13 protein-coding genes are annotated in these 14352 nt (G+C 60.3%); 3 read left to right on the top strand and 10 right to left on the bottom strand.

Going from position 1 to position 14352, the window contains the following annotated elements; translation table 11 throughout:
• Positions 1-19: 19 nt before the first annotated feature.
• On the bottom strand, positions 20-391 hold the full coding sequence (locus tag ACI5GA_RS24780; RefSeq protein ID WP_404633041.1) for a rhodanese-like domain-containing protein: 372 nt from the start codon (positions 389-391) through the stop codon (positions 20-22).
• A 633-nt stretch (positions 392-1024) separates the two neighbouring features.
• On the opposite strand from ACI5GA_RS24780, the gene ACI5GA_RS24785 reads away from it, so the two are divergent.
• From ACI5GA_RS24785 to ACI5GA_RS24795, 3 genes are all read left to right on the top strand, one after another.
• Positions 1025-2236, top strand: a complete 1212-nt coding sequence (locus tag ACI5GA_RS24785; RefSeq protein WP_421424663.1) for an acetyl-CoA C-acetyltransferase — start codon at positions 1025-1027, stop codon at positions 2234-2236.
• 94 nt (positions 2237-2330) lie between these two features.
• On the top strand, positions 2331-4472 hold the full coding sequence (locus ACI5GA_RS24790; RefSeq protein WP_421424665.1) for a 3-hydroxyacyl-CoA dehydrogenase NAD-binding domain-containing protein: 2142 nt from the start codon (positions 2331-2333) through the stop codon (positions 4470-4472).
• 162 nt (positions 4473-4634) lie between these two features.
• On the top strand, positions 4635-5357 hold the full coding sequence (locus tag ACI5GA_RS24795; RefSeq protein WP_404633047.1) for an amidotransferase: 723 nt from the start codon (positions 4635-4637) through the stop codon (positions 5355-5357).
• 179 nt (positions 5358-5536) lie between these two features.
• On the opposite strand, the gene ACI5GA_RS24800 is transcribed toward ACI5GA_RS24795, so the two are convergent.
• The 9 genes from ACI5GA_RS24800 to ACI5GA_RS24840 all read right to left on the bottom strand — a co-directional run bounded on the left by ACI5GA_RS24800 (position 5537) and on the right by ACI5GA_RS24840 (position 14352).
• Positions 5537-6508: a magnesium and cobalt transport protein CorA gene (locus ACI5GA_RS24800; RefSeq protein ID WP_421424667.1), complete on the bottom strand. Its 972-nt coding sequence runs from the start codon at positions 6506-6508 to the stop codon at positions 5537-5539.
• A 92-nt stretch (positions 6509-6600) separates the two neighbouring features.
• The gene (locus ACI5GA_RS24805) at positions 6601-7359 is read right to left on the bottom strand and encodes a lysophospholipid acyltransferase family protein (protein ID WP_404633051.1); all 759 of its coding nucleotides are present in this window, start codon (positions 7357-7359) and stop codon (positions 6601-6603) included.
• A gap of 118 nt (positions 7360-7477) precedes the next feature.
• Entirely contained in the window at positions 7478-8161 is a 684-nt protein-coding gene (locus tag ACI5GA_RS24810; RefSeq protein WP_404633053.1) for a sulfite exporter TauE/SafE family protein, read from the bottom strand.
• 84 nt (positions 8162-8245) lie between these two features.
• Complete coding sequence (ccoS, locus tag ACI5GA_RS24815) at positions 8246-8455, bottom strand: cbb3-type cytochrome oxidase assembly protein CcoS (protein WP_421424668.1); 210 nt, start codon at positions 8453-8455, stop codon at positions 8246-8248.
• Entirely contained in the window at positions 8434-10908 is a 2475-nt protein-coding gene (locus ACI5GA_RS24820) for a heavy metal translocating P-type ATPase (protein ID WP_421424669.1), read from the bottom strand. Before ACI5GA_RS24820 ends, ccoS begins: the two co-directional genes overlap by 22 nt.
• Positions 10909-10912: 4 nt before the next feature.
• Entirely contained in the window at positions 10913-11452 is a 540-nt protein-coding gene (locus ACI5GA_RS24825; protein WP_421424670.1) for a FixH family protein, read from the bottom strand.
• Between the two features lie 12 nt (positions 11453-11464).
• Positions 11465-12877: a cytochrome c oxidase accessory protein CcoG gene (gene ccoG / locus ACI5GA_RS24830; RefSeq protein ID WP_421424672.1), complete on the bottom strand. Its 1413-nt coding sequence runs from the start codon at positions 12875-12877 to the stop codon at positions 11465-11467.
• Between the two features lie 306 nt (positions 12878-13183).
• Positions 13184-14164 (bottom strand): cytochrome-c oxidase, cbb3-type subunit III, encoded by a 981-nt coding sequence (gene ccoP / locus ACI5GA_RS24835; RefSeq protein WP_421424673.1) that lies wholly within the window; start codon positions 14162-14164, stop codon positions 13184-13186.
• Positions 14161-14352, bottom strand: a complete 192-nt coding sequence (locus tag ACI5GA_RS24840; RefSeq protein ID WP_404633065.1) for a cbb3-type cytochrome oxidase subunit 3 — start codon at positions 14350-14352, stop codon at positions 14161-14163. The genes ccoP and ACI5GA_RS24840 overlap by 4 nt, the downstream gene beginning before the upstream one ends.

Consider the following 14352-nt stretch of genomic DNA (forward strand, 5'->3'; position numbering starts at 1 on the left):
ATTGAACGCAAGATGAGGGTTACTCCGCAGGATCGTCGGTGACGTCGTACAGCGCGTTGTGCAGTTCGTCGTAGGCGCCGCCGTTGATGATACTGGTGTAACCGGCTTTTATCAGCATGTCCTGCGCCTTGCTGGCCCTGGCCTCCGTTGCGCTGAAGACCACCAGCACCAGGTTGCGGTCGGTCATGACTTGCTTCATCTGTGGAACCAGGCGCCGGTCATCGACGCGCACGGCATTGAGGATGGTGCCCGCTTCGTAATCGCTCTGACTGCGCACATCGATCGCCAGTTTGCCATCCCGAATGGCCGCCACCGCCTGGGCCTGTTCAACCGGCCCCGCCTGTGCGGCCACGCTTAAACCCAGTGCGAAAACTGCCAGCCACTGACGCATGTGTGCATCCCTCTTTTCCGATGAGAAAAAGGGTGGCACAAATGCGCTCTGTGGCAAGGCCAAAGAGAAAAAGATCAACCGAACAATCGGGACAGGTTCGGCAAAATCAACAACAGTGTGGTGGCAAAAACAATCAGCCCTGCCTGACGTACTTTCGAATGCTTGAACATGGCGTATGCCTTTTTTTGTTATTCCTGAGCGACAAAAGCCCACCTGCATCCCTGAAAAGGGAAGCGGCAGCTGGCCTAGGTGAAATCCGGAGAGCAGGTGCCCCCAATCAATTAACCGGTGACGCGGCGCTGTTTGCATCATTTTTATGGCGCCACTGCTACAGACTTAACCTTAGAGCCCGCGTGCGACGCTGCTTAGATCGGTTTGGTATGAATAATTCGATCTGGTTAGGAAAAATGGTGATAAGGCCATTGGCTAGCACGCAATATTCCTGTCCTAGACACCTTGAGGTGAAAAGGTCGCTTTCCGATAGCTCACTACCGTTCGTCCGAGTCCGAAACTTCCCACAACGAGCTAACCTTCATCACAGTCAAGTGAGCTGAGCACTTCGATCATTGAACATCTCTGTGTGACCGTTAGTGTGTCAGCAGACAAAGAAATGGCAGTCCAGTGAGGGGCAGAATGACCGACGCTTTCATTTTCGACGCGCTGCGTACGCCACGGGGCAGGGGCAAGGCGGATGGTGCGCTGTACAGCGTCAAACCGGTGGAGCTGTTGGCGGGGCTGTTGCGTGAACTGCAATCGCGCAACCGTCTGGATACCACGCAGGTGGACGACATCGTGCTGGGCTGCGTGACGCCGGTTGGCGATCAGGGCGCCGATATCGCCAAAACCGCCGCGTTGGTGGCCGATTGGGCAATCAGTGTGGCGGGGGTGCAGATCAATCGCTTTTGCGCATCAGGCCTTGAGGCGGTGAATCTGGGGGCCATGAAGGTGCGCTCCGGCTTCGAGGATTTGGTCGTGGTCGGCGGCGTGGAGTCGATGTCGCGCGTGCCGATGGGCAGTGATGGAGGGGCCTGGGTACTCGATCCGCAGACCAACCTGCACACCCACTTCACGCCGCAAGGCATCGGCGCCGATCTGATCGCGACCCTTGAGGGTTTTAGCCGCGAGGATGTCGACCGATTCGCTTTGAACTCCCAACAAAAGGCCGCCATCGCTCGAGACAGTGGCGCGTTCAAGCGCTCGCTGGTGCCGGTGCGGGACCAGAACGGTCTGTTGCTGCTCGATCACGATGAGTTCATTCGTGCCGATTCCACGCTGGAGGGGCTGGGCAGGCTCAAGCCCAGCTTCGAGGTGATCGGCCAGATGGGTTACGACGCCACGGCGTTGCGGGTGTACAGCCATGTCGAGTGCATCGACCACGTTCATACGCCCGGTAACAGCTCGGGAATCGTTGACGGCGCCGCGTTGATGTTGCTGGGCTCCGAACAGAAGGGTCGAGAGCTGGGCTTGCAGCCCAGGGCGCGTATTGTCGCCACTGCGGTGACGAGCACCGATCCCACCATCATGCTCACCGGCCCAGGGCCGGCCACGCGCAAGGCCCTGGCCCGGGCGGGATTGACGATCGGAGACATCGACCTGTTCGAAGTCAACGAAGCCTTTGCCTCGGTGGTGCTCAAGTTCATCAAGGACATGGGCGTCGACCCGCAAAAGGTCAACGTCAATGGCGGCTCGATTGCCTTGGGGCATCCGCTGGGGGCGACAGGCTGCATCATCCTCGGCACTTTGCTCGATGAACTGGAGGCGCGGCAGTTGCGCTATGGCCTTGCGACGTTGTGTGTGGGCGGTGGCATGGGCATTGCGACCATCATTGAGCGCGCGGGCTATTGAGTCTGCCCGAAGGGCAAGCCACGCTCCTACGCCCTTCGGGCAGACGCGGTTTTGCATGATGTTCATATAAAACAGCTTCAGGAAGAACGACCGCATGATTGACGCCATCCAGTACGAAATCGGTTCCGATCAGATCGTCACGCTGACGCTGGACATGCCCGGCCAGCGGGCCAACACCATGAATGAAACCTACCGCCTGGCGATGGATGAGACGCTGGTGCGCTTGCAGGCCGATAAAGAGCGCATCGTCGGTGTGATCATTCGTTCGGCCAAGAAGACCTTCTTTTCCGGTGGCGATCTGAACGAGCTGATCAAGGTCGAGCCCTCGCGAGCCGAATGGTTTTACCAGATGACCATGGGCCTCAAGGCCCAACTGCGTGCACTGGAAACCTTCGGCAAACCCGTGGTCGCGGCGATCAATGGCGCGGCGTTGGGCGGTGGTTGGGAGCTGTGCCTGGCCTGCCATCAGCGTATCGCCCTCGACGAGAAACACGTGCGCCTGGGTTTGCCCGAAGTCACGCTGGGTTTGCTGCCTGGTGGTGGCGGGACAGTGCGGCTGGTGCGCATGCTGGGGCTGGAAAAGGCCTTGCCGTTGTTGATGGAGGGCCGAGCGCTGAGTGCGCAGCAGGCGCTCAAGGCAGGGATGATCGACCAGATTGCCGCTGACGCTGATGATCTGCTGAACAAGGCCCGTGAGTGGATTCTGGCCAATCCCGCACCGAGCAAGCCCTGGGATCAGCCGGGTTTTCAGATGCCCGGCGGCTCGCCTGCACACCCGAAAGTCGCGCAAATGCTGGCGATTGCCCCGGCGATTCTGCGCAGCAAGACCCAAGGCTGCTATCCCGCACCGGAAAAAATCCTCGCTGCCGCCGTGGAGGGCGCACAGGTGGATTTCCACACCGCCGAGAAAATCGAGGCCCGTTATTTCACCGAATTGACCACGGGCCAGATCGCCAAGAACATGATCGGCACCTGGTTCCAGCTCAATGAACTCAACGCCGGAGAGGCGAGGCCCAAGGCGCCGCCGGTCTATCACATGCGCAAGGTCGGCATTCTCGGTGCCGGGATGATGGGCGGCGGTATCGCGTACGTCACCGCGCTGGCCGGGGTCGATGTGGTGCTCAAGGACATCAACCTCGCCGCCGCGCAGAAGGGCAAGGATTACTCGGTCAGGCTGCTCGCCAAGCAGGTCGACAAGGGGCGAATGAAACCCGAGCAGCGTGATGCCATTCTGGCCCGGATCAAGACCACAGGGCGGGACAGTGATCTGGAAGGGTGTGACCTGATCATCGAAGCGGTGTTCGAAGACCGCGAACTGAAAGGGCAGGTCAGCGCTGCGGCCGAACAGGTGGTGGTGCCTTATGCGGTGATCGCCTCGAACACCTCGACCTTGCCGATCGCCGGCCTGGCGACAGCGGTCAGTCGGCAGGAGCGCTTCATCGGCATGCATTTCTTCAGCCCGGTGGACAAGATGCGGCTGGTGGAAATCATCAGAGGTGAGCGGACCAACGACATGACCCTCGCTCGTGCCTTCGACTTTGTGCAGCAGATCAACAAGACGCCGATTGTGGTCAACGACGCCCGGGGATTCTTCACCTCGCGGGTGTTCGCCACGTTCACCAATGAAGGCATCGCCATGCTCGGCGAAGGCATTTCTGCAGCGATGATCGAGACTGAAGCACGCAAGGCTGGCATGCCCGTCGGGCCGTTGGCGGTGTCGGATGAAGTGTCGCTGAGCCTGATGAGCCATATTCGCCAGCAGGCGCGCAACGACCTGGAAGTTCAGGGCGTAACGGTCCCTGAGCATCCGGCCACGCGGGTCATCGACGTGTTGCTCAATGAATGCAAACGGGCGGGCAAGGCAGCGGGCGGCGGCTTCTACGATTACCCGGACGGTGCGCGCAAACGCCTTTGGCCGGAGCTGAAAGCGCGCTTCGAGAGGCCCGAAGTGCAGATTGCCGGGCAGGACATTCGCGACCGGCTGCTGTTCATTCAGGCCATCGAGACCGTGCGTTGTGTGGAAGAGGGCGTGTTGTGCTCGACCACCGACGCCAACATCGGCTCGATGTTCGGCATTGGCTTCCCGGCGTGGACGGGCGGGGCGTTACAATTCATCAATCAATATGGCCTCAAAGCGTTCATCGCCCGCGCGCAGCATCTTGCCGAGCAATATGGCGAGCGTTTCGCGCCTCCGGCGTTGTTGCTGGAGAAAGCCCTGAACGGCAAGGTGTTCTGACGCGTGCACTCCCACAGGAGGACGCAGGGCTATCGGTAGCGGATTCCGACAGCGCCGGTTCAGCCAATGACACTCCCATGACACAAACGGTGCTTGCCTTGATTCGGGCTTCAAGGCAGGCTTGGGCGTGTGCATTTTCGCCTTGTCGCTTCAGGTATTTTTATGTCGTTACGCATCTGTATTCTGGAAACCGACGTTCTTCGCCCGGAACTGGTCGATCAATACACCGGCTATGGCCGCATGTTCGAGTCGCTGTTCGCCCGCCAGCCGATCCCGGCCGAGTTCGTCGTCTACAACGTGATGCAAGGCAACTACCCGGCGGATGACGAGCGTTTCGATGCCTATCTGGTCACCGGTTCCAAGGCGGATTCGTTCGGTTCTGACCCGTGGATTCAAACCCTCAAAACCTACCTGCTGGAGCGCTACAAACGCGGCGACAAGCTGTTGGGCGTGTGCTTCGGCCATCAGTTGCTGGCCCTGCTGCTGGGCGGCAAGACTGAACGCGCGACCCAGGGCTGGGGTGTCGGTATTCATCACTACGACCTGGCCCCGGCCCAGCCGTGGATGACCCCGGCGATGGACAAGCTGACGCTGTTGATCAGTCACCAGGATCAGGTCACCGCACTGCCGGAAGGCGCGACGGTCATTGCTTCCAGCGATTTCTGCCAATTCGCGGCGTACCACATCAATGATCAGGTGCTGTGTTTCCAGGGCCACCCCGAGTTCATCCACGACTACTCGCGCACGTTGCTCGACATTCGACAGGAAGCCTTGGGTGAGCAGGTGTACAGCAAGGGTATTGCCAGCCTTGCAGAAGAGCACCACGGGACGACGGTGGCGGAGTGGATGATGCGGTTTGTGGCGAATAAGCCAGCCACTGCCTGATGTCTTTGACTGATTGAAAGCATTCTTGAGCGCAAATGCATTTCTCCTGGGGAGCCGCGTTGGTGGCGAAAGCGTCCGTTCAGTCCCTTGAATGTTGACTGATACGCCGTATTCGCCAGCAAGCCGGCTCCCACAGGGAATTGCAGAGTGTCAGATCCCTGTGCGGTGAATTGACGATTTTACAGCCACCCCGACCGCTTGAAGCTCGCGAACAAGATCCCGCACCCGCCCAGAATTACCCCCAACACGATGAAATAACCGTAGTGCCAGCTCAGTTCCGGCATGTTCTGGAAGTTCATCCCGTAAATCCCGGCAATCGCCGTGGGAAACGCCAGAATCGCCGCCCATGCCGCGAATTTGCGTTGGGTCAGGCTTTGACGTGAAGACTCCAGCAGCAGGCCGATTTCGATGGTCTGGCTGGCGATGTCCCTCAGGTTGGCCAAGTCTTCCATCTGCCGCTTTACGTGGATCTCTACATCGCGGAAATAGGGGCGCATGTTCTTGTCGATGAAGGGGAAGCTCAGCTTCTGCAACTCTTCGCCTATCTCCACCATCGGCGCCACATAGCGTCGCAGTCGCAGCAGATCGCGGCGCAGCGCGTGGATGCGATGAATATCGGCCTCGTTGAGTTCCGTACTCAGTACGCTGTGCTCCAGCTCTTCAAGTTCGCAATGAATGGCCTCGGTGACCGGCTGATAGTTCTCAGTGACGAAATCCAGCAGCGCGTACAGCACGAAGTCTTCGCCATGCTCCAGCAGCAGTGGTCGCGCTTCGCAACGTTGGCGCACTAACCCGTAAGATTTCGAATCGCCGTTGCGCGAGGTAATGATGTAGCCCTTGCCAGCGAAGATGTGCGTCTCGATGAAGATCAGCTTGCCGTTCTCTCGGATTGGCGCGTAGGTGACGATGAACAACGCATCGCCAAAGGTTTCCAGCTTCGGACGACTGTGGACCTCCAGCGCATCTTCAATGGCCAGTTCGTGCAGACAGAACTGCTTTTGCAGGGAGGCCAGTTCCTGAGCGTTGGGTTGCTCCAGGCCTATCCAGACGAAATGCCCGGGCTTGGCAGCCCAAACAGCCCCTTCGTCGAGGGTGATGTTGGTGACTTTCTTTCCGGCACTGTAAACGGCAGCAGCGACAACTCGGCCCATGATGGTTCGCTTCTTCTTTTAGGTGGAACGTCTCTGCAGCTTAGCGCTACGTTCCCAATCAGAGTCAGCGGATTTCAACGAGTTCGAGGGTTTTATGCCATTCGTTCAGCGGCGGTTTGGTCTTCGCTTTCAGGTGCACGCAATTGCCGGTCCATCTGCTCGATGCACGTCTGCATCTGGCTGTGGCAGCGAGCGATCAACTCGGGAATGTCATCGCTGGTCAGGCCGACAGTGGAGAGGGCGGGCAAGGCGCGAATCATCACCTGGCCGCTATCCCATTGATTTAATTGCATGTCACGCACATACGTGCTGACGCAGACGGGGACGATCGGCACGCCCGCATCGACTGCCATCTGGAAGGCGCCGCGCTTGAACGGCAGCAGGCCCTTGCCCTGATTGCGCGTACCCTCCGGGAAGACCCAGATCGAGGTGTCCTTGTGTTGCAGGGTTTCGGTGGTCTGGCGGATCGAAAGACGCGCGCGCAGCGGGTTGCCACGGTCGATCAGCACGTTGCCTGCCAGCCAGAACAATTGGCCGAATAATGGCACCCACTTGAGGCTTTTCTTGCCGATGCAGACTGTGCGTGGCGGCACGATGTTGCCGAGCACGAACAGGTCATAGTTGGACTGGTGGTTGGCGACGATCACGCATGGGCGGGAGCGGTCGAACTGCGCACCCATCTCGGCTTTCAGGCGCAGGCGCAGAATCCACATCGCAGGCAACGCATAAAGGCGCGCGCACAGGCGGCTGTTGTCGGGGTTGAACGGACGGCAGATGCCAAGCGCCAAGCCCAGGGCACCTGCAAGGATGAAGTGCACCGCCATCAGCGACATACGCAGGACGAACAGCATGGGGACCACCGGTAACAAAAGGTTGCGCAGTGTACGGATGTGCACTTGAATCGGCAATTGCCATACAGACCGGTGGTGATCGCGAGTTTTAAGAGATGTTTCGAAGCGGTAGAACGATTTAATGCCCCATCAGCCAATGCTGATGCGGCCCAGGTAGCGTCCAGATGCCGAACAGCATCACCAGCACCCCGCCTGCGACCCTCACGCCTCGTCGCCGGAGCAGGGCGGTCGTGCGTTCAGCGGCCAGACCGGTCGCGAGCAGGACCGGCCAGGTGCCGACACCAAACGCCAGCATCAGCAACGCACTGTGAACAGCGCTCCCCTGACTGGCCGACCACAGCAAGGTGCTGTACACCAGCCCGCACGGCAACCAACCCCACAATGCGCCGAGTAACAAGGCGCGGGGCAGGCTCGACACGGGCAGCATGCGGTTGGCCAGTGGCTGGATGTAACGCCACAACCAGCGACCCAGACCTTCGATGCGCGTCAGCCCGCTCCACCAACCGGCCAGGTACAAGCCCATGCAGATCAGCAGTAAAGCGGCGATCACCCGCAACGCCATTGCAGCGGGGCTGTTGGCGACCGCCCAGCCTGCCAGACCGATAAGTAAACCAGCACAGGCGTAGCTGAAAATGCGCCCAAGGTTGTAGGCCAATAGCAGGCGATAGCGTCGGCTGCGTTGTTCCTTGGGAATGGCCAGGGTCAACGCGCCCATCAACCCGCCGCACATGCCCAGGCAGTGCCCGCCGCCGAGCAGGCCGAGAATGAGGGCGCAGAGGAGTTGGGGGAGGAGGTCAGGCATGGGGGCAGTCATTGAAATAAATGTTGTCTGCTGTGACGCCATCGCGGGCAAGCGTCGTTAGATGCACCGCAACTTCTGAACAATTCACCCGATCTTCTTCTCACTTGGAACTTCTTTTCCTGACGCCTCATCCACGCCCGCCTTATGACCGGGGTCCTGATCATCAAACAGAATGCTGTGCGCCGGGCCGTCCATGTCGTCGTACTGGCCGCTGTCCACAGCCCAGAAAAACACGTAGATCGCCACCGCGACGATCAACAGCGCCACCGGGATCATGACGTAGAGCGCAGGCATCGGGCCTCCGGGGTCGATGGATCAGGCAATATTTCAGTGCTCGGAGCACGCATCAGGCGCAGGGCGTTGAGCACCACGACCAGCGAACTGAGCGACATGCCCGCCGCCGCCCACAGGGGCGTGATCCAGCCCAGCGCGGCGAAGGGCAACATGACGCCATTGTACAGCCCGGCCCAAAGCAGGTTCTGGATGATGATACGGCGTGTGCGTCGGGCAATGGCAAACGCTTGAACCAGCGCCTGCAAGCGGTTGGACAGTAACACCGCATCGGCACTGGTCTTGGCCAGATCGGTGGCCGAACCCATGGCCACGGCGATGTCTGCGGCGGCCATTACGGGGACATCGTTCACCCCGTCGCCGATCATCAACACCTTGCGGCCCTCTGATCTGAGCTGGTGGAGAATCTGCAGCTTGTCGTCCGGACGCAGGCTGCCTCGGGCTTCCTCGATCTTCAGTTGGGCGGCGATGCTGGCGACCATCGGTGAGCTGTCCCCCGACAACAGCAGAGTTTTCCAGCCAAGGGCCTTGCACGCATTGATCAGCGCCGCTGCGTCGTTGCGTACACGGTCGTCCAGCACCAGCCACGCGAGGACTTCCTGATCATCCCCCAACAGCAGCCATTGCCCCGGTTCGTCGGGCGCCTTCGGTGGTGAACCATGGCTGAGTGAAGCGACGAACACGGGGTCGCCAATCCGTACCCGCCGCGCATCGATAAGGCCTTCCAGCCCCAAACCCGGCTCATTGATGACCTGCTCGACGTTCAACGCCGACACCCCGAACGCGCGGGCAATCGGGTGTTCGGAGTGGCTTTCCAGCGCAGCGGCCAGGTTCAGGCAATCGTCGCTGGTCAAACGGCCCAAGCGGTGAACGGCCTTGAGCGTCAAACGGCCTTCTGTCAGGGTCCCGGTCTTGTCGACGATCACGGTATCGATCTGATTCAGCCCTTCGAGCACATGCCCTCGGGTCAGCAACAGGCCGAGGCCGTGCAGTGTGCCGGTCGCGGTCGTCAAGGCGGTGGGCGTAGCCAGTGACAGCGCGCAGGGGCAGGTGGCGACCAGCATGGCCAACACGATCCAGAACGCCCGCTGCGGATCCAGTTGCCACCACAGCAGGCCAATGCCAAGTGCGCTGAGCAGTGAAATCAGCAGAAACCACTGGGCCGCCCGATCCGCCATCTGCGCCACAAGCGGTTTTTCCGATTGCGCGCGGTCGAGCAGACGGACGATGGCAGACAAACGAGTGTCGCTGCCCAGTGCCAGCACTTGCACGGTAAGCGGGCTTTCGACGTTCAAGGTCCCGGCAGTCACGGCATCGCCCGGGACGCGAGGTTGCGGCAGGTATTCGCCGGTGAGCAGCGACTCGTCGACGCTGGATTGACCTGACACCACACGACCATCGGCAGGCAGCACGGCACCGGGTTGCGCCTGCACCCGGTCATTGAGGCGCAGTTCGCTGAGCAGGATGCGTTCGCTCTGGCCGTCGTCATTGATCCGCAGGCAGGAGGGGGGCAGCAGATTGACCAGTTGCGCGGTAGCGGCCGCCGTTCGCTCACGGGCGCGGCGTTCCAGATAGCGCCCGGCCAGCAAAAACAGCGCGAACATGCCCACCGCGTCGAAATACAGCTCGCCGATACCGGTGATCGCGGTCCAGATCCCCGCCAGATAGGCCATACCGATGGCCAGCGAAACCGAGACATCCATCGTCAGATGGCGAGTGCACAGATCCCGCAGAGCGCCCTTGAAGAACGGCGCGCAGCTGTAAAACACGATGGGTGTTGTCAGAAACATCGCCACCCAGCGCAGGATAGTGTGCATCTCTGGGCTGAGGTCAATGTTGAATTCCGGCCAGGTGGCCATGGTTGCCATCATCGCCTGAAACCACAGCAGCCCGGCGACACCCAATTGGCGCAAGCTGCGGCGGTTGTCCTGAGCCAGTTGCTCGTTGGCATGATCCGGCTGATAGGGATGCGCGACGTAGCCGATGCTGCGCACTTCATTGAGGACCTGGCTCAGCGGCAACTCATGATCGTCCCAGCGCAGGTGCAGGCGATGCGTCGACACATTCAAGCGCGCTTCAGCGACAGCGGGCAGGGTGCGCAGGTGGCGTTCGATCAACCAGCCACAGGCGGCACAGGTGATGCCCTCGATCAGCAACGTGGTGTCGGCGAGGCTGGCGTCATGCTTCACGAACGGCGCCTGAACATCAGGGCGATCGTACAGCGCCTGCTCGTCGGCCAGTTGTGCGGGCAAGGTCTGTGGGTTGGTCGAGGCTTCGCTACGATGCTGGTAATAATGTTCCAGACCTCCGGCGACAATGGCCTGCGCCACCGCCTGGCAACCGGGGCAACAGAAAATGCGACGCTCACCGAGCACGATAGCGCTGAAACGCCCGCCGGACGGGACGGGCAGGGCGCAGTGGAAGCAGGGGATGGGTGCAGCGGTGTGTGCGTTCACGTCATCACTTCTTATGAGCTTCAACACCCTGAATCGGTTCGTCGCCCAGCACCAGATCCTTGTCGCGGCTGATCGTTTCTTCTTCGAACAAGCGCCAGGTCTGGCTGTTTTCCACGCCCAGCAGCTCGACGAAACGGCGCCCCTCGACGTTGTCGCTCAATTGCCCAACATAGCGCCCCGGTTGCGCAGGCACGCGGGCCAGGACGATTTTGCGGTCCTTTTCCGGTTGTGTCGGTGAAATCAGGTTCATGACCAGTGTTTCCGGCTGGCTGTCACCGGTCAGGCGCAGATCAGCCTCACCGGTCACGTCATCCAGCGTCACAGTGGCGCGCAGCTTCAGGGTTTGGGCCAGCAGTTCGCGGTCCAGCGAGCGGTTGATGCCTTTGCCGGCTTCGTAATAGTTGTCGCTGACCAGGTTGTCCGGGTGGTTGACGGCAATCGTCACCATCGACAGGGTCAACGTCACCGAACAGGCGAGAATGCCGATGATGATCCAGGGCCAGCGGTGTCTGTACCAAGGGGCTGTGAGGGTGGCTGCGGTCATGTCTGGCGTCTCTCAACGAACTTGTGGGCCGATGAAACGGCTTTTGGCTTGCACTTCGGTGTCGCTGTTCTCGGCGTCCTTGAGGATGAAGCGGATTTCATTGGTGCTCGATGGCAGTTGCTCGGGTGCGACCGACAGCTCCACCGGCAGGGTAAAAATCTCGCCCGCCGCGACGCGGATTTCTTTGCGCCCTTGCAGTTTCAGGTCTGGCAGGCCCGTGGCGTCGAGCACATAGGTGTGGTCTTTCTGATCCTTGTTCATCACCTTCAGGCTGTAGACGTTTTCGATCCGGCCCTCGGCGTTTTCGCGGTACAGCACCCGGTCCTTGCTGACGTCGAAACCCACCAGTGAGCGCATGAAAAACGCGGTAGTCAGCACACCGATCATCACCAGCAACACCACGGCATAGCCGATCAAGCGAGGGCGGAATTTATGCGTCACCTGCCCGGAGAGATTGTGTTCGGTGGTGTAACTGATCAGGCCGCGCGGGTAGTTCATCTTGTCCATGATCGTGTCGCAGGCGTCGATGCACGCCGCGCAGCCGATGCACTCGATTTGCAGGCCGTCGCGGATGTCGATGCCGGTGGGGCAGACCTGAACGCACAGGGTGCAATCGATGCAGTCGCCAAGGCCCTGTGCCTTGTAGTCCAGATCCTTTTTCCGTGTGCCACGCTTCTCGCCACGACGGGGGTCATAGGAAACGATCAGCGTGTCCTTGTCGAACATCACGCTCTGAAAACGTGCATAAGGGCACATGTAAATGCACACCTGTTCCCGCAGCCAGCCGGCATTGCCGTAGGTGGCGAGCGTAAAAAAGCCGATCCAGAAATAGGCCCAGCCATCGGCCTGGCCGGTGAAGAAATCAACGGTCAGTTCGCGGATGGGCGAGAAGTAGCCGACGAAGGTCAGCCCTGTCACCAGACCTATCAGCAGCCAAAGGCCGTGTTTGGCGGACTTCCGGGCCAGCTTGCTGGCGCTCATGGGCGCCTTGTCCAGTTTGATCCGCTGGTTGCGGTCGCCCTCGGTGACCTTTTCGCACCACATGAAAATCCAGGTCCAGACACTCTGCGGGCAGGTGTAGCCGCACCACACGCGCCCGGCGAACACCGTGATGAAGAACAACCCGAAAGCCGCGACGATCAGAATGCCCGACAGCAGGATGAAATCCTGAGGCCAGAACGTGGCGCCGAAGATGTAGAACTTGCGCTCGGGGAGGTTCCACCAGACTGCCTGATGCCCGCCCCAATTCAGCCAGACGGTGCCGAAATACAGCAGAAACAACACGATTCCGCCGCCAATGCGCAAATTACGGAATACGCCGGTGAAGGCGCGGGTGTAGATCTTCTCCCGAGCGGCGTAGAGGTCAACGGTATCGCCGTCTTTCGAGGGCGGCGTCACGTTGTGGACCGGAATCTGGTTGCTCATCGGCGTGTGCTCATCAAAGCGCCCCTCGGCAGGGGAAAATTGCCCCGGCCAGTGCGTGCCGGTCGGGGTCGTTTGTGTTTGCTGCTCATCATACCCCTTTGATTTTGGGTAAGCGCGCAGCCTGGCTTTTGATTCTGGCCTTCAAGACGTGCCGGGGTGGCGCCCTACATTCTTGCGATCCGGTTGCGGTAAGGGACAATCTTGTGGGAGCCGCCTTGGTGGCGAAGGCGTCGGATCCGCCAACTCACTCGTTACAGACGCACCGCTTTCGCCACCAATGCGGCTCCCACAATGGCTGTGTGCAGCCTATTGTTGTCCACCCGCCGCCTTCTCACCATGCGAAAGGCTATACACATACGCCGCCAGCAAATGCACCTTGTCATTGCCTTGCGTCACTTCCTGCGCAGGCATCTGGCCCTGACGGCCATAACGGATGGTCTGCTGCAACTGCGCAAAACTCGATCCATAGATGAATGCTGCAGGGTGGGTCAGGTTCGGTGCGCCCAAAGCCGCCATACCTTTACCTTCAGGGCCGTGGCAGGCGACGCAGTTGGTGGCGAAGATCTTTTGCCCGGCAATCGGGTCAGCCTTGGCGTCAGCAGGCAGTTTGCGGCCGTCCAGTTGGGTCAGCACGTAGGCGGCAACATCCCGCACGCCCTGATCGCCGACCACTTCACCCCAAGCAGGCATCACTGCATGGCGACCGCCCATGATGGTGGTTTTGATGGTCTGCGGATCGCCACCCCAGCGCCAGTCTTCGTCGGTCAGGTTAGGAAAGCCATAGGCGCCCTTGGCGTCGGAGCCGTGGCAGACCGAGCAGTTGGAGGCAAACAGGCGCCCCCCCATTTTCAGGGCTTGCGGGTCTTTGGCGACGTCTTCGATGGGCATCGCCGCGAACTTGGCGAAGATCGGGCCGAAGCGCGCGTCGGAACGGGCCATCTCCTTCTCCCATTCATGCACGCCGGTCCAACCGGTCTTGCCGTCGGAGAAGGCGATCTGCTTATCGTTGTCGGCGTACTGATAACCTGGCAATAAACCGCTCCAGTTGCCCAGGCCGGGGTACAGCGCCAGATAACCGAGCGCGAAGATGATGGTGCCAATGAACAGCATGAACCACCACTTGGGCAGCGGGTTGTCGTACTCCTCGATGCCGTCGAAGGAGTGGCCGACGGTTTCGTCGGTGGTGTCGGCGCGCTGGCCCTTGCGGGTCGCCAGCAGCAGCCAGGTCAGGCAGAAGATCGTGCCCAACGACAGTACGGTGACGTACAGGCTCCAAAACGTACTCATTCTTCAGGGCTCCTGGAAGCGTGCGCTTGCTCAAGGTGCTTGATGGCCTCGGGGTCATCGGCAAAGGGCAGCAGGGTCGCGTCGTCGAATTCGGCTTTGCGTTTGGGACTGAACACCCACAGCGCCAGACCGATGAAGGCCACCATCACTACGACGGTGCCCAGGCCTCGAATCATTCCGATATCCAT

The sequence above is a fragment of the Pseudomonas sp. Pseu.R1 genome, assembly GCF_045764065.1.
GTDB lineage: Bacteria > Pseudomonadota > Gammaproteobacteria > Pseudomonadales > Pseudomonadaceae > Aquipseudomonas.